The organism is Luteibacter sp. (genome assembly GCF_036499525.1).
In the GTDB taxonomy this organism is placed as follows: Bacteria; Pseudomonadota; Gammaproteobacteria; order Xanthomonadales; family Rhodanobacteraceae; genus Luteibacter.
Genome location: NZ_DASYDO010000019.1, coordinates 1 through 14,965 on the forward strand (window position 1 = coordinate 1; position 14,965 = coordinate 14,965).

At 64.9% G+C, this 14,965-nt stretch carries 12 protein-coding genes; 6 read left to right on the forward strand and 6 right to left on the reverse strand.

What is annotated here, in order from left to right; genetic code table 11:
• Positions 1-270: 270 nt before the first annotated feature.
• Positions 271-1,578 carry a hypothetical protein gene (locus tag VGM71_RS03080; RefSeq protein ID WP_331542336.1) on the reverse strand — a complete coding sequence of 436 codons (1,308 nt, stop codon included), beginning with the start codon at positions 1,576-1,578 and terminating at the stop codon, positions 271-273.
• Positions 1,579-1,721: 143 nt separating this feature from the next.
• Complete coding sequence (locus VGM71_RS03085; protein WP_331542337.1) at positions 1,722-3,248, reverse strand: transglycosylase SLT domain-containing protein; 1,527 nt, start codon at positions 3,246-3,248, stop codon at positions 1,722-1,724.
• Between the two features lie 149 nt (positions 3,249-3,397).
• On the opposite strand from VGM71_RS03085, the gene VGM71_RS03090 reads away from it, so the two are divergent.
• The 3 genes from VGM71_RS03090 to greB are packed head-to-tail and all read left to right on the forward strand — an operon-like array spanning position 3,398 to position 6,656.
• Entirely contained in the window at positions 3,398-4,894 is a 1,497-nt protein-coding gene (locus tag VGM71_RS03090; RefSeq protein WP_331542338.1) for a helicase HerA-like domain-containing protein, read from the forward strand.
• Positions 4,895-4,896: 2 nt separating this feature from the next.
• The gene (locus VGM71_RS03095; RefSeq protein WP_331542340.1) at positions 4,897-6,159 is read left to right on the forward strand and encodes a hypothetical protein; all 1,263 of its coding nucleotides are present in this window, start codon (positions 4,897-4,899) and stop codon (positions 6,157-6,159) included.
• Entirely contained in the window at positions 6,156-6,656 is a 501-nt protein-coding gene (greB, locus tag VGM71_RS03100; protein WP_331542341.1) for a transcription elongation factor GreB, read from the forward strand. The genes VGM71_RS03095 and greB overlap by 4 nt, the downstream gene beginning before the upstream one ends.
• Positions 6,657-6,672: 16 nt before the next feature.
• Here the strand turns inward: greB and VGM71_RS03105 are convergent, their stop codons facing one another.
• Positions 6,673-10,206, reverse strand: coding sequence for an ATP-binding protein (locus VGM71_RS03105; RefSeq protein WP_331542342.1), 3,534 nt, complete (start codon positions 10,204-10,206; stop codon positions 6,673-6,675).
• 84 nt (positions 10,207-10,290) lie between these two features.
• On the opposite strand from VGM71_RS03105, the gene VGM71_RS03110 reads away from it, so the two are divergent.
• A complete protein-coding gene (locus VGM71_RS03110; RefSeq protein WP_331542343.1) occupies positions 10,291-10,926 on the forward strand; it encodes a response regulator in 636 nt (211 codons plus the stop codon).
• Here the strand turns inward: VGM71_RS03110 and VGM71_RS03115 are convergent.
• A complete protein-coding gene (locus VGM71_RS03115; protein WP_331542344.1) occupies positions 10,899-11,708 on the reverse strand; it encodes a DUF3025 domain-containing protein in 810 nt (269 codons plus the stop codon). The genes VGM71_RS03110 and VGM71_RS03115 overlap by 28 nt on opposite strands.
• Before the next feature lie 4 nt (positions 11,709-11,712).
• Positions 11,713-13,035: a 30S ribosomal protein S12 methylthiotransferase RimO gene (gene rimO, locus VGM71_RS03120; protein WP_331542345.1), complete on the reverse strand. Its 1,323-nt coding sequence runs from the start codon at positions 13,033-13,035 to the stop codon at positions 11,713-11,715.
• A gap of 138 nt (positions 13,036-13,173) precedes the next feature.
• Between rimO and VGM71_RS03125 the strand changes: the two genes are divergently transcribed.
• Together VGM71_RS03125 and VGM71_RS03130 are read left to right on the forward strand one after the other, a co-directional pair.
• A complete protein-coding gene (locus tag VGM71_RS03125) occupies positions 13,174-13,854 on the forward strand; it encodes a dienelactone hydrolase family protein (RefSeq protein WP_331542346.1) in 681 nt (226 codons plus the stop codon).
• A gap of 1 nt (position 13,855) precedes the next feature.
• A complete protein-coding gene (locus VGM71_RS03130) occupies positions 13,856-14,269 on the forward strand; it encodes an HIT family protein (protein WP_331542347.1) in 414 nt (137 codons plus the stop codon).
• A 183-nt stretch (positions 14,270-14,452) separates the two neighbouring features.
• On the opposite strand, the gene VGM71_RS03135 is transcribed toward VGM71_RS03130, so the two are convergent.
• Positions 14,453-14,944, reverse strand: a complete 492-nt coding sequence (locus tag VGM71_RS03135; RefSeq protein ID WP_331542350.1) for a hypothetical protein — start codon at positions 14,942-14,944, stop codon at positions 14,453-14,455.
• Between the last annotated feature and the right edge of the window lie 21 nt (positions 14,945-14,965).

Below are 14,965 nucleotides of genomic sequence, written 5' to 3' on the forward strand. Positions count from 1 at the left end.
AGACCTTGGTGCCCACCCTCGAGGCGAGTTCCGCACAAGAGAGCGGCCGGAGGCCATGTAAGGACATAGGCCGCGCAAGCGGCCCTCCTTGCCGAACGCGGAGGACCTGTCTGAGCAGCGAGGGTGGGCACCAAGGTCTCCCGCGAGACGCTCAGGTGTAAACGCGCCGTGGCGATACCGGGGCGCGCGAACGCCACGGCGAGCCTGATCGAACCAGCGGCAGGGTCGTCATCTAAGGCGGTGCTGATCCCCAATAATGCGTGAAGAACTTTAGAAAAGGGTGTAGCGAAGGAGTTGAATTTGATAAGTATCGTCAAATTGCAACGTGTCGCTGACAAACAACCTTTTCCCTTGAATTTCCGAATAGGAATATGCGTTGGAAAAGGCCGGTTCGGCAGGAGACGGCGTTACTGCGATACCGTCAAGACCGAACGTTGAATCGAGTGATCCTTCCTGGTTGACCCGGCCAACGGCCATGGAACTCGATGTCGATGTGCGACTTGCTCCATGAAGAACGATTTTTTCATCGTCCTGCGTCGCCAGGGTGTAGATCGACAAGTCGTCAATAAAAAGCGCCGCTCCGTTATTGAAGCTCCTATCCAGATTGCCATCCGCAAGTGTTCTTGCCAGCCACCCGGATACGGTTGGGGTCGCGCTGACTCCGCCGACCACCACAGCATCATCCCGATGAGACAAGGCGATGCTGGTTACCCGCATGCCGGGGTACTCGGGATGATCCAGAAAAACGAATCCGGACTCACCGAAGCTTCTATCCAGGCTTCCGTTTGTATCGAGGCGCATCAATACGGCATGGTTGTCTGGTTCCGACAGCCCGCCAAACAGCAATTTGCCGTCGCGGAGCACGGCCGTACTCAGGAAGATCATTCCCTGGTGGTCGTCGTAGACTATTCCATCGCGCCCAAATTCAGCGTCTTGCCTGCCGTCGGCATTCAGCCTGACGAGCCGGGGGAAAATTTTTCCGTCGATCGCAGAGAGCGTCGATGCGACGATCTTGTCGTCAGGTTGGATGTCGATGCCGTAGAAATATCGGGTTGACGTTTTATCGTCGAAATCGATGAGCTTGATTCCGTTCTCGCCGAAGGAAGGGTCCAGCAGGCCATCCGTGCCGAGACGCGCAAATAGGGGAATGGATGCGCCATCAGCGGAAAAAAGGCGGCCGCCTACTATGATTTTTCCGCTCGACTGAAGCCGGATCGCGATCAATTCGAAATCCGAGGCACCCGGGTAGATATCCACGATCGTTCCACTGAGTGGGAAGGTGGGATCACGCGTACCGTCCTCCAGAAGCCTTCGAATCTCTATCCTTCCAGCCGGCGATTCCCGCTTGGCCACGACCCAATGCTTCCCGTCGGCGGACGGGAGGGCAAAGCCCCTGGAAGGCACCGTCACACGGCCGTTTTCACCAAAGGCCTGGTCAAGCTCACCCGGACGGGCGATGTCACTCCTATGAATCCGCTGTTCGACAGCCTCTGCACGAGCGCCGGTGGCGAACAGGGCAACATGGACGGCGAGCGTGAGCCCGACGACCCGTGATAGCGACAGGTAGCCGTGATGCATGAGTTTTTCCCTCGAACGACAATGAGGGCATGACCATAGAGGACGGCGCCGCCAAAAACGACGGGAAAATTCTGAAAAATCGGTCGGATTTGAAGCGCGGCCTTGCGGGTGCAACTCGGACGCCGTACCCCTGGCCTTTTACTTCAACGGCACACGGGCACGCGAATCGCCTGTCCCACCTTCAACGCATGCCCCTTCAGTCCGTTCATGCGGGCCAGGTCCTCGACATCCGCGCAGCTGCTCTTGCGCGCGATCCCCACCAGCGTATCGCCGCGACGCACCGTGTAGCGCTTCGACGAGCCCGACGAAGGTTTCGATGCGGCGGATGTCGACGCGTTCGCCAGCGCGGCCGATGTGGACGCCGGCGGTGCGGGCGCCACGATCTTCACCGCATTGTGCAGGTCGCTGGCAAGGATGGGCCAGGGGCCGTCGGTGCAACTGGTCGCATACGCCTTTTCGAGTTGCTTCGGCACGTCCAGTCGCGCGCCCATCGGCTGGTTCATCTGTGGATCCAGGCGTGGGTTGAGGTTGCGCAACGTGCGGAACCAGCCGTCCGGCATGCCCTGAGCCGAACCCAGGCACACCGTGAGTTCGGAGATCGACGCTGGACGCTTCAGCACGATCTGCCCGGATTCGCCATCGATCTTCGGCCAGGTCAGGTGGTAGCTGTCAGGGTGCAGGAACAGCCATGCGGCCGCCAGCACCATCGGCACGTAGTCGCGCGTTTCCGCGGACATCTGTCCATAGATCTGCGGATCGTAGAAGCCGGCGCCCGGATTCGCCGCGGCGATGCGGCGCATGCGCCCTTCGCCGCCGTTATAGGCGGCTAGCGTCAGCTCAAGGTTGTTATTGAAAGCGCCCAGCTGCTCGTCGATGTATTCCGCATTGGCCTGCGCGGCCATGGTCGGATCGAAACGCTGGTCGAAACCATCGGCATTCGAGAGACCGAAGCGAAGGCCCGTCGCATACATGAACTGTAGCGGGCCGGAGGCTCCCGAACGCGACACGGCGTGCACCTTGCCGCCCGATTCCTTGGCCATGATGCCGAACAGCAATGCTTCCGGCAGGTCGGCCTTCTTATACGCCGGCCACATCTTGTAGCGAAGCATCTGGTAGTTGACGTAGGCGTCCATGAGGTTCGGGCGCAATTGGGTCAGCCACATTTCCAGCGCGGCCTTTACCGGCCCGTTCATCACCATGAGGTCGGAAAACTGCTGCCCCTTGAGCATGGTGACGCTGCGCTGTGCCTGCGGGAGCGCGCCGACGGCGACGGAACCGGACACATCGCCGGGCTGGGCGCCTGCTTCGGCTTCCTGCTCCGTGTCGTCGGCATCCTCGCCCTCGATGAAGCTGCCGTCCTTCAGGCGAAGCAGGCGGTCGAACACATCGGCGAAGCGCTGCTGGTCGCAGCCTGCCGTCAGCGCGCAGCGCGCCGAGGCATCCTTCAACTGGTCGAGTGCCTGCTTACGCGTAAGCTCCGCTGCGGGGGTATCGCCGCGACGCGCCTGGTCGATCGACGCTTCATACTCCTTGCTCGCCTGGTTCATCCGGTCGTACAAGGCATTGACCTCGGGGGTCGCCTTGCCGGAACGGGGGGCGCCGCCCGACGCGCAGCCGGCCAGGATCGCAAGCGGCAGAATCAGGAAGGGTCGCGGGATACGGACAGACATGCACGGACTCGGGGGTAAGACATCGCTGGCAACGTTACCCCTGCGAGCCTCCGGACTCAAGCACCTTCACGAGGAAAATCCTCCGTAATAGCGCGCCGTTGCGTAGACTTGTTCAGGTTATTCTTCAGGCCATCCCTAAGGAAGAAATCATGCCCACCATCCTCATCGGCCGGGGCGACGAGGCCACCGTCGCGCTCGACTCCCGTTATGGCAACCGCCACGGCATGATCGCCGGGGCCACCGGCACCGGCAAATCGGTAAGCCTCATGCTCCTGGCCGAGGGCTTTTCCCGGATGGGCGTGCCCTGCTTCCTTGCCGATGCCAAGGGCGATCTTTCCGGTCTCGCCCTGGCGGCCGGCGTGCCGTCGGAGAAGCTTACCGCACGACTTGGAAAGCTGGGCCTCGCGGACTGGAAGCCCGAGGCCAATCCCGTCGTGTTCTGGGACATCTACGGCAAGGCCGGACATCCCGTGCGCGCCACGGTGTCGGAAATGGGTCCCACGCTGCTTTCTCGCATCCTCGAGCTGAACGACACCCAGGAAGGCGTGATGGAAGTGATCTTCCGTGTCGCCGACGACGAGGGCATGTTGCTGCTGGACCTCGCCGACCTGCGCGCGATGCTCGGTTTCGCCGCGGAGCATGCGAAGGACATCTCGGCGCGTTATGGCCTGATCAGTGCGCAGAGCGTCGCCGCGATCCAGCGCGCCCTGTTGAGGCTGGAGCAGGATGGCGCGGACGCGTTCTTTGGCGAACCGGCGCTGGAACTCGCCGACCTCATGCGCCAGGACATGAGCGGCCGCGGCGTCATCAGCGTGCTTGCCGCCGATACGCTCATCCTGAAGCCACGCCTGTATTCAACCTTCCTGCTCTGGCTGCTGTCGGAGTTGTTCGAGCAGTTGCCGGAAGTGGGTGACCTCGACCAGCCGAAGATGGTGTTCTTCTTCGACGAGGCGCACCTGCTCTTCGACGATGCACCGCCCGCGCTGCGCCAGCGCGTGGAACAGGTGGTGCGTCTTATTCGCTCGAAGGGTGTGGGCGTGTACTTCTGCTCGCAGAATCCCGACGACGTGCCGGGAGAAATCCTCGGCCAGCTCGGCAACCGCATGCAGCACGCGCTGCGTGCGTTCACGCCACGCGACCAGAAGGCTGTGAAAGCCGCCGCGGAAACGTTCGCGCGCAATCCTAAACTGGACGTCGTGGAGACGATCTCCACGCTCGGTACCGGTGAGGCATTGGCCTCCACGCTCGGCGACGGCGGCGTGCCTTCGCCCGTGCAGAAAGTGCTGGTATCCACGCCGGAATGCCGCATCGGCGCCATCACCGCGGACGAGCGCAGCGCCGTGCGTGCGCGCTCGCCGGTGGGCGGCAAGTACGACATCCTGGTGAACCGGGAATCCGCGGAGGAACGGCTCGCTGTCCGTGCCAGCGAGAAGAACTCGCCCGATGCGCCGCCCGTGAAGGGCGACGAGAAAGACGATGAGGGTACCGACTGGGGCGGCGCCGTACGCGACGCGGTGTTCGGGACGAAGCGGCGCCAGGGCATGCTGGAAAGCATGGCGAAGTCGATGGTGCGCACCGCCGGTTCCCGCGCCGGGCAGCAGATCATGCGCGGCATCCTGGGCAGCATCTTCGGCGGAAGGCGCTGAGGATGCCGCGTCACGCACTCGCCGACGCCGGCATGCCGTTCGGCGAGCGTGCGCGCATCGGCTGGCGTTACCCCCTGCGTGGCGCGGCCCCGATGACCATCGGTGCGATCACGTTGTTTGAATCGGTCGCCTTCCTTCCCATCACCGGATTGAAGCTGCTCGTGATCGCGTTGGGCTGGGTCGCCATCTATACCTATGCCTTCGAGTGCCTTCGGCACAGCGCGGACGGTTATGCGGACCCGCCGGAAATGGCGATCAACAGCGAGGACAAGACCAGCGTCGCGCTGATCCTGATCCAGCTCACCGGCACAGCCATCGGCGTGCTGGCGCCGGTCTTCTTCGGAGTACCGGGATTGCTGGTCTCGCTGGTGTTCGCCTTCGTGCTGCCGGTGATCACGATGTCGCTCACGTTCGACGGCGTGGGCGCGGCATTGAACCCGGCCACCTGGGTGGCGGCGATACGCCGTTTCGGCAGCCCCTACCTGCTGCTGTTCGCGGTCATGCTGGTCAGCAGCCTGCTCCAGGCGGCTGCACAGTACGCCATGAAGGACCACGGCCCCACTTTCTTCGGCACGCTGGGTTATTACCTCGTCGCCAACTATCTCACCGTTTACAACTTCCACCTGATGGGCGCGCTCATCCATCACCGCCACGAAGCGCTCGGCTACCACCCGGCATCGATGGCGATCGCCGAGGCCGCGGAACCCGACGACGACATGGCACTGCTTTCCCATGTGAACCTGATTGCACGGGACGACGTGCCGGCGGCGACGGACATCCTCACCGAACGGCTACGAGAAGGTCTCGCGCCGCCCGCGCTGCACTCCCGCTATCGCGAACTGTTGCGCGCACAGGGTCGCCTGCCGGAACTGCTCGTGCATGGACAGATCTGGATCGCCGCGCTGGTGGTCGCGAAGGAAACGCGCCGGGCGCTGGGCGTGGTGCAGGATTGCCTCGGCGTGGATCCGGCATTCCTGCCGGACGACACGCTCACTTGTGGCCCCCTGGCCGATACGGCGGCGCACGGCGGCATGACGCGCCTCGCTCTGCACCTGGCGCTGGGGTACCTGCGTACGTGGCCTCGCGACATGGGCGCGGCGCATTACGGCCTGCTCGCCCTGCGCATGCACGAGCGCCTGGGCCAGATCGCGGAAGCCGCTGCCTTGGGCCGCCGGTTGCTGGCCGACTACCCCGAACATCCACTCGCCGCGGACATCGGGCCCTTGCTGGCGACCCTCGCCACCCCGCGCAAGGCGTCTCCATGAGCCGCTGGCGCCCCCCTTCTCCCTCGTCCACCGCGATCATCACGCGCGAGGGCTTCGAGCGGCTGAAGGCCGAACTCGACCACCTGTGGCATATCGTGCGGCCCGAAGTCGTCAAAGCGCTGGCCGCGGCCGCGGCTGAAGGCGACCGTTCGGAGAATGCGGAATACACCTATCGCAAGAAGCAGCTCGGCGAAATCGACCGGCGCGCACGCTACCTGAGCAAGCGCATTCCCGTGCTCAAGGTGGTGGAAGCCGCGCCCACGCAACGCGATGCCGTGTTCTTCGGCGCCACGATGGAACTCGAGAACGTGGAGACCGGCGAGGCGCTGCGCTATCGGATCGTCGGACCCGACGAGACAGATGCGCGCAAAGGCTGGATCAGCGTAGATTCGCCGCTGGCGCGTGCCGTGCTCAGGAAGCGCGTGGACGACGAGTTCGAGGCCGAGTTGCCGGGCGGGCGCACGCGATTTGCGGTTGTATCGGTGGCGTACGACTGACGTCCTATCTACAACTCTACGTGGCCAGGCGCTCCAGGTCATCGGCAAAGCGCGCCACATCCGCGGCGAATGCATCGAGTGCCACCAGGTCGACCTTGCCGCCTTCGCGCAACGCCAGTTCGATCCGCTCGCCCTCCTCGCCCACGGCGAAGGTTCCGAACACGTTCACGCCGCCGAGCACGTGGTGGATCCACCCTGCCAGCTCGTCCGCGTCGGCACGCTCTAGCAACGATGGAAGCCTGCGCAGCGCATCGCGCGTGGTACCCACGCCGGCGCGGATGACGGTGGCGACCTTTTCGTCGGACCCGAACGCGCGACGCATGCGATCCATGTCGAGCAGTGGACGTTCTTCGCCTGCGTGCGAAAGCCAGCGCTCGATCGCGGCATGGAACGCTTCAAGCCGGATCGGCTTGCGCAGCAGGTCGTCCATTCCCGCGGCAAGGCATCGTTCACGCTGGTCGGAGCGCGCATCCGCCGTCATCGCCACGATGGGCAGCCGCCGCCCCGTTCCTGCCTCGCGGCGGCGAACTTCGCGAGCCACCTCGTAGCCGTCCATGCGCGGCATATGGCAATCGACCAGCAGCAGGTCGTACGGCGCCGTCTCGAGCGCCGCCAACGCGGCCACACCGTCGTCCACCACGTCGCAGGCGTAACCGCGCAAACCCAGTTGCGCGCGCACCAGTTCCTGGTTCACGGGATGATCCTCGGCGAGGAGGATGCGTGCGTCGCACTGGCGGGGGGAAATGGACGGCGTTGCGGCTTTCGGTATGTGCGCAGGCGGCCGCGGTGCCTCTGCCACCGATAGTTCCAGCATGACGGTCACGGTGGTGCCCCGCCCGGGCTCGCTCTCGATGGCGATATGTCCGCCCATGTGTTCGATGAGCCGCCGCGAGATGCTCAGGCCCAGGCCGGTGCCCCCAAAGCGGCGGTTCGTGGAGGAGTCGGCCTGGCTGAAGGGAGCGAACACGTGGCGAAGCTTCGCCGCATGAATGCCGATGCCGGTATCCGTTACCACGAAGCGCAGGCGCTGCCGCGCGCCATGCCGCTCGGCTGCGCGGACGTGGACGCGGACCTCGCCGTCTCTCGTGAACTTGATCGCGTTACCGAGCAGGTTCAGCAGGATCTGGCGAAGCCGCCCATCGTCGACCATGAGGTACGGCGACAGTGTTTCGTCGATGCCCACGCGTAACGCCAACCCCTTGGCTTCGGCCTGCGCCGCCAGGATCGCGACCGCGCCTTCGACGATCGCACGAACGTTCGCCGGTTGCGCGTCAAGTTCCAGGTGTCCCGCCTCGATCTTGGAGAAATCGAGCACGTCGTCGAGGATATGCAGGAGCGCCTCGGCCGAGTGCTCGATCGTCGACACCATGCCGCGTTGCGACTCGTCGAGCGGCGTGCGCTCGAGCACATCGAGCAGCCCGATGACGCCGTTCATGGGCGTGCGGATCTCATGGCTGATCGTGGCGAGGAAGTCGCTCTTGGCGCGCGTGGCCGCCTCCGCCTCGTCGCGCGCCCGCGCGACGCCGCGCGACGCCAGTTCCTGCGCGGTTACGTCCACCCAGTAACCATTCCAGCGCACCGTGCCGTCAGCGACTGCCAGCGGCACCGCATCCGAACTCAGGTAACGCACGCGGCCGTCGATCTGGGCACGGACGGTGACATGCAACGGTATGAGTTCGCGTGCCGAACGCTCGAAGGCTGCGCGCAGCTTCTCGCGATCTTCGTCGGGCACGGGGGCCAGCATCGTGGCCTCGCCCGCCAGCAGTTCCGCCGGCTCCATGCCGAGGATGCTCTGCGGATCGCCGCCGACATAGATCATGGCGTAGGTACCGTCGGTGCCGCGCACGGCCTCGTAAACCACCGCAGGCACATGCGCCGTGACTTCAGCGAGACGCCGCTCCGTGCGTTCGCGCCGGCGGGTTTCCCTGCGCAGGTTGAGGTAGGCGTAGCTGATCGCCACCAGGGACACGAGCAGCACTGCCGCGAACGGCAGTACGCGGCTGGTGATCTCGCGCCAGGTGGGACCGACGATGTAATGCGAAGCGAACCAGGTATTGCGGATCTCCTGCTGCCGGTGCGTCGGAAGGTTCACGAGCACGCGGTTGACCAGCGGAAGGAGCGGCGTGAGTTCCCGGCTCACGCCGATCGCGATCGCTTCGTCGTCGCCGGTAGGCGCGGCGACCTTCAACTGGCCGAGGAACGCATCGCGGATGTAATAGTCCACCGAGGCGAGGTTGCCGACGAAGGCGTCGCCTTCGCCCGCGGCGAGGCGGCGCATGCCTTCGCGCTCGGTGTCGACGGGCATCGCCTGCACGTTGGGAATGCGCGCAAGCAGGCGGCGGATGGGCTCGCGCGTGGCGTTTCCGAGTACGCGCTTGCCCGCCAGGTCGTCCGCGCCGGCGATGGTGGGCGCGCCCTCGCGGGTCACGATCATGATCGGGAAATCGAGGTACGGGACGCTGGGCTCGAGTTGCGGGAACGTCGCGCTCTGCGGATTGATGGCGGCGACGAGGTCTACCTCGTCGTGCCGCACCTTTTCTACCGTGCCGGCCCAATTCTCGCTGGGCACCTGTGTGATTCGAATGCCCAACTCGGCGGCGATCTCGCGCACGTAATCGAGCGCCAGTCCCTCTGCCTCGCCGTTTCCCGACAGCAGGCTGAAGGGCGCGTAGCTCGGGTCCACCCCAAGGCGGAGCGGCGGCAGGGCTTTCAGCCAGGCCTTTTCCTTCTCGCTGAGCGGAATGCCGGCCTGCCGCGGCCGCGGCGCGATGTCGCGACCTATCCAGCGGGCGCGTAGCCGGCCATGGTCGGCTGCCGTCAGCTCGCCCAGCGCTTCGTCGATGGCCCGACCGAGGGGCACACGGTCCGCGGGAACGGCGAAAGCGAGCGCGCTTATCGGCAATGCCAGCGGCGCGCCTACCCGCAACTCGCCTTCGAGACCCAGCCGCGAGACGAACTCTCTTGCCGAATACGGGTTGTCGATATACGCCGTGACGTCGCCGGAGCGCACGAGCGCCAACGCCTCCGCCGTCGAGCGCGCCTCGACCAGGGTCGTCTCGGGAAGCTCGCGACGCAGCGCGGCGATATCGAAATAACCCGTGTGCACCGCAAGCCGCTTGCCGCGCAGATCGCCCGGATGGTGGATCAGCGGTGCCTCGGTGCGCTCCACCAGCGCCGGAAGGGACTCGAAATAGGTGGCTCCGATACGGATGCCCGGCATCCCCTTTTCCAGCGGCGTGACCGACGTGGCGACGTCGATCTCGCCGCGAGCCAGTGCGATAAGCAATTCCGGCCAGGTGGCGTACGTTCGCGTCTGCACGGTGACCCCCAGTTCACGGGCGATCTCGCGAAGGTAGTCCGGCCCCAGGCCCTCCAGCGCCCCGTCGCGCAGTTCTTCGAAGGGCGGATAGCCTTCCTGGTAGGCACCTACGGTAATGATGGGGTGGTGGCGCAGCCAGTCCGCGTCCTCCGGCGACAAGGGCGTCTTCTGCGACGCCACGGCCGGGGCCGCCAGCACAAGAAGGATTAACAGGAACAGGCGTCGGATCACGGGTGAGCTTCGTCGGAAGAGACTTCATGGGCATAATCGATGGGAAGTCCGCCGTACCGCAATGCAGGAAGGAGAACACGAGACATGCCACTCAAGGCCATTCTGGCAGACGACCACCCCCTGGTCCTCGTTGGTAGCGCGCTGGCGCTGAGGACCGCGCACATCGACGTGGTGGGCGAAGCCAGTGCCACAGACGAGCTTCTGGCCCTGCTGGCGGACCGCCCCTGCGACGTCGTCATTACGGATTTTCTCATGCCGAGCGATCGGCAGGACGACGGATTCAACCTCATCGAGACGATCGTGAAGGAATATCCGCGTCTTTCGGTGGTGGTCCTCACCATGATCAATCGCCCTGCCGCCCTGATGTCGATGCTTCACCGCGGCGTACGCGGCATCGTCGACAAGCGTGCGCCGATGGACGAGCTGCCCATCGCCGTACGCGCGGTCGCACACGGCGAAACCTACCTGAGCGAAACGCTGCTCGACATCCTCCATGAAACCGACGAGGCATCGGTGGCGATGCCGGGAGCCGCGCTGTCGCCCCGCGAAACGGAAGTCATCCGGATGTTCGTCGCGGGCATGTCGCTGCAGCAGATCGCGGATCGCGAAGGCAAATCGGTGAAGACCATCAGCCGACAGAAGCGCGACGCCATGCGCAAGCTAGGCGTGGACCACGACGGGCTGTTGCTCGACTACGTGCGCGACCACGGATTGGTGTAGGGAGCCGGATAGGCTCTGCCCTCCCGCAACGGCTGGAAGCACGGTGCCGTCGCATAAAAGGACTCGCTCGACGTATCCGGGTGCCACCCCGGCACACCGGATACCGGTAGTGGCCGCAACTCTAGCGGGTCGTTGAGCACGGCGCCGGCGGCGATCGCTTCCGCGCAACTCGCGGCGGCATCGTCTCGTCCCATCGCGACCAACGCCTTCCCGACCAGCAGCTTTCCGGGGGTCAACGCGTGTTCGAGCAGCGCGTGTCCGAAAACCTCAACCCGCGCCTCGCCACGCCGCCACGCATCGCGATGTATCCAGAACAGGCGATGCCAGTCATGCGCGTTCCACGCATCGAGCATCGCGCTGTCTTGCAGCGTCACGATCAGGCCGGCTTCGTCGAAGTGGGTAAGCGCGTACTGCGGGCGCGAGCGTTCGCGTGGCCCCATGATGGCAATCTCCGCCATCTGTCGTGCATTCAGCGCGCGCTTGAGTGGGCCATAGCGCAGCCATACGAAGGCATTGAAGAGGTCGTGCCAGTTCCCCGGACGCGTCGCGATGGCACCGTGACGTGCGATGCGCTCCTCGTAATGCAGGCCGTCGTCGAGCAGGGCCTTGTCCTGCTCGACGAAGCGATGACGCGATCCCTCAGGCCAAAGAGCGTTGAGCCCCTCGACGCCGGGCCATTCCTCCTCGCGCAGGAACGACGCGAACGAAGACCACTCCGACAGGGGCTGCGACGCCAGCACGCCCCGGTCGAGCGCCTCCCGCGTCGGCGCCACGTAGCGCATGGACTCAGGCCAGGCGGCCGTAGAGATCGTGGGCGTCCGCTTCTTCCACGATCACGTCGACGAATTGGCCCGGCTTCAGCAGTTGACCGTCATCGATGCGCACGGCACCGTCGATTTCCGGGGCGTCGGCGCTGGAGCGGCCCCAGGCGCCTTCGGCGTCGATCTCGTCGATCAGCACCTTGATGGTCTTGCCGACCTTCCGCTGCAGCTTCGCCGCGGAAATCCCGGCCTGCACGGCCATGAATTGTTCGAGCCGGTCTTCCTTCAGTTCCTCGTCGATCAACCCGGGTAGTTCGTTGGCCTTCGCACCATCCACCGGCGAGTAAGCGAACGCACCGACGCGATCGAGTTCGGCCTCGCGCAGGAAGTCGAGCAGTTCCTGGAATTCGGCGTTGGTCTCGCCCGGGAAGCCGACGATGAAGGTGCTGCGGATGGTGAGGTCCGGCACCTGGCGGCGCCAGTTCTGGATGCGCTCCAGCGTCTTGTCGACATTGCCGGGGCGCTTCATCAGCTTGAGGATGCGCGGGCTGGCGTGCTGGAACGGAATGTCGAGGTAGGGAAGGATCCTGCCCTCCGCCATCAACGGCATGACCTCGTCCACGTGCGGGTAGGGATAGACGTAGTGCAGGCGCGTCCACACACCCAGTTCGGACAGGCCTTCGCAGAGTTCCGTCATGCGCGTGCGATACGATTTGCCGCGCCATTCGCGCTCGGAATAACGGACGTCCACGCCGTAGGCGCTGGTGTCCTGCGAGATGACGAGGAGTTCCTTCACCCCGCCCCTCACCAGCTTCTCGGCTTCAACTAGTACCTGGTCCACCGGACGGCTGACGAGGTCGCCGCGCATCGACGGGATGATGCAGAAGCTGCAACGGTGGTTGCAGCCTTCCGAGATCTTCAGGTATGCGTAGTGCTTCGGCGTGAGCTTCACGCCCGTGTCGGGCACCAGATCGAGGAACTTGTTGCGGGTGGGCGGCAGTGCCTGGTGCACTGCTTTCATCACCGAGGCATAGTCCTGCGGACCGGTAATGGCCAGCACGTCGGGATAACTTTCGCGGATCAGCTCCTCTCGCTTGCCGAGGCAACCGGTGACGATGACCTTGCCGTTCTCGTGCAGGGCCTCGCCGATGGCATCCAGCGACTCCTGGACGGCGGAATCGATGAACCCGCAGGTATTCACCACCACGGCGTCGGCGGCATCGTAAGTGGGAACGATCTCGTAGCCCTCGACCTTGAGCTGGGTGAGGATGCGTTCGGAATCGACGAGCGCCTTCGGACAGCCGAGGCTGACGAAACCGATCTTCTGGGTCTGGGCGGCCTGGGACATTACCGTGGGTACCGGGGGGAGGAAACCGCGCATTATAGCCGTTCGCGCCGGACGCCGTTTCTGGTCAAGCCCCCGCCACGGGCGCCCGGCTAAGATGGGCGATCCGCTTCCCCACCCTGTCCGACGGAGATCCACGCCATGGGCCACACCCTGATCCTCGATACTTCCCGACCGCACGAAAGCATGGATGCCTACCTGGCGGAGCCCTCCGGTACGCCCAAAGGCGGGATCGTGGTCATCCAGGAGATTTTCGGCGTCAATACACACATGCGCAGCGTGGCTGACCGTTTCGCCCAGGAGGGCTACGTGGCCATTGCGCCGGCGCTGTTCGATCCGGTCGAAAAGGGCGTTGAACTGGGTTACGACCAGGACGGCATGCAAAAGGGCGTGAAGCTGATTGCCGAACTCGGCCTGCTGCGCCCGACCCAGGACGTGGGTATCGCGGCCGCCCTCATCGCGGAACGTTACCAGGTGAAGGTCGGCACGGTGGGCTACTGCTGGGGCGGCACCGTCGCGATGCTTGCCGCGCTGCGGCTCGGTTTGCCTTCGGCCAGCTATTACGGCGCGCGCAACGCGCCGTTCCTCACCGAGCCGGCGAAAGCCAACGTGATCTTCCACTTCGGCGAGCGGGACCATTCGATCCCGCCGGACATGGTGGAAAAGCACCGCGAACTGAAGCCCGAGATGGACACGTGGGTCTACCCGGCCGACCACGGTTTCAATCGCGACGTGGGCGGCAGCTACGACGAACCGAGCGCGAAGCTCGCCATGGAACGCACACTGGCATTCTTCGGCCGCGAACTGTCGTCGCAAGGTTGAGATGGGCGCCGGTTTCGAACTGGATGCGAGGCTCACCGCCGACACCTTTCCCGTCGGCGACCTGCCCCTGTGCCGGGTACTGCTGATGCGGGACCGCCGTTATGCCTGGCTCGTGCTCGTTCCGAGGCGACCAGGCATGGTGGAAGTCGCCGACCTGACTGCTGAAGACCGCGCCGAGCTGTGGCGCGAGGTGGATCGCGCGGGGGCCGCGCTACGATCGGTCGCGCCGTGCGACAAGCTCAACATCGGCGCGCTCGGGAACATCGTGCGCCAGCTGCACGTGCACGTGCTGCCGAGGGTCGAAGGCGATGCTGCGTGGCCGGGGCCGGTGTGGGGGCATAGCCCCGCCGAGGCGTATGGCGAGGGCGAAGCGCCCCGACTGGTGGAAGCCTTAAAGGCCCAGCTATGCCTGTAGGAGCGCACCTTGTGCGCGACGCTTTTGGGGCCGATCGCAAGGACCTGAAAAGGCAGGTCTCGCCGCGACATCCTGGCGAGAGCCTGTGGCGCTCCGCGAAAAGATGTCGCGAGCAAGGCTCGCTCCTACCGGTGGCCGGCGCGCGGAGCGCGCCCTTGTCCCAATGCGCAATAAACCTTCGGTTTATTGCTGCGTCTGCGGGTCGTAAGCGCCGCTGGACGCTTCCTTGCCCTGCATGCGATCCGGCAGGGCGGCCTTGTGCGGGGTGTCTTCGAGTTGGCGGGCCTTCTCTTCCACGGCGTTCAGGCGGACCAGTTCGCCCTTCTTGTCGTAGTACACGGTGAAGCCGTAATCCAGCTGCATGCGGGCCATGAAGCCCAGATGGTTGTCGCGGATCTTGGAATCGTCACTGGGTAGCACCAGCACCGTCTTCGGCAGCTTGCCCTGGTCCTTCAGGTAAGCGAAGTGGCTGCCCGTATCGGCAGCGGAGAGCACGGCGCCGTCGACGAGGAACTGGCCGCTCTTGTACGCCTTGATGGTGTAGTCGAACTGGCCCTGCTCCGCCGTGACGTGGTCGGACTTCGAGGCGCCACGATGGCAGCCGGCCAGCACCAGCATGCTGGCGAGGAAGATCGCCGCGGCGGCGCGGGCCATCAGGGTGGGAACTCGGATCATGTGGTGTCTCCGTGCATCGGG

Excerpts from the sequence above, each read along its gene's own strand:
- VGM71_RS03080 (WP_331542336.1), bottom strand. The coding sequence starts at position 1,578 with ATGCATCACGGCTACCTGTCGCTATCACGGGTCGTCGGGCTCACGCTC.
- VGM71_RS03085 (WP_331542337.1), bottom strand. The coding sequence starts at position 3,248 with ATGTCTGTCCGTATCCCGCGACCCTTCCTGATTCTGCCGCTTGCGATC.
- VGM71_RS03090 (WP_331542338.1), top strand. The coding sequence starts at position 3,398 with ATGCCCACCATCCTCATCGGCCGGGGCGACGAGGCCACCGTCGCGCTC.
- VGM71_RS03095 (WP_331542340.1), top strand. The coding sequence starts at position 4,897 with ATGCCGCGTCACGCACTCGCCGACGCCGGCATGCCGTTCGGCGAGCGT.
- greB (WP_331542341.1), top strand. The coding sequence starts at position 6,156 with ATGAGCCGCTGGCGCCCCCCTTCTCCCTCGTCCACCGCGATCATCACG.
- VGM71_RS03110 (WP_331542343.1), top strand. The coding sequence starts at position 10,291 with ATGCCACTCAAGGCCATTCTGGCAGACGACCACCCCCTGGTCCTCGTT.
- VGM71_RS03115 (WP_331542344.1), bottom strand. The coding sequence starts at position 11,708 with ATGCGCTACGTGGCGCCGACGCGGGAGGCGCTCGACCGGGGCGTGCTG.
- rimO (WP_331542345.1), bottom strand. The coding sequence starts at position 13,035 with ATGTCCCAGGCCGCCCAGACCCAGAAGATCGGTTTCGTCAGCCTCGGC.
- VGM71_RS03125 (WP_331542346.1), top strand. The coding sequence starts at position 13,174 with ATGGGCCACACCCTGATCCTCGATACTTCCCGACCGCACGAAAGCATG.
- VGM71_RS03130 (WP_331542347.1), top strand. The coding sequence starts at position 13,856 with ATGGGCGCCGGTTTCGAACTGGATGCGAGGCTCACCGCCGACACCTTT.
- VGM71_RS03135 (WP_331542350.1), bottom strand. The coding sequence starts at position 14,944 with ATGATCCGAGTTCCCACCCTGATGGCCCGCGCCGCCGCGGCGATCTTC.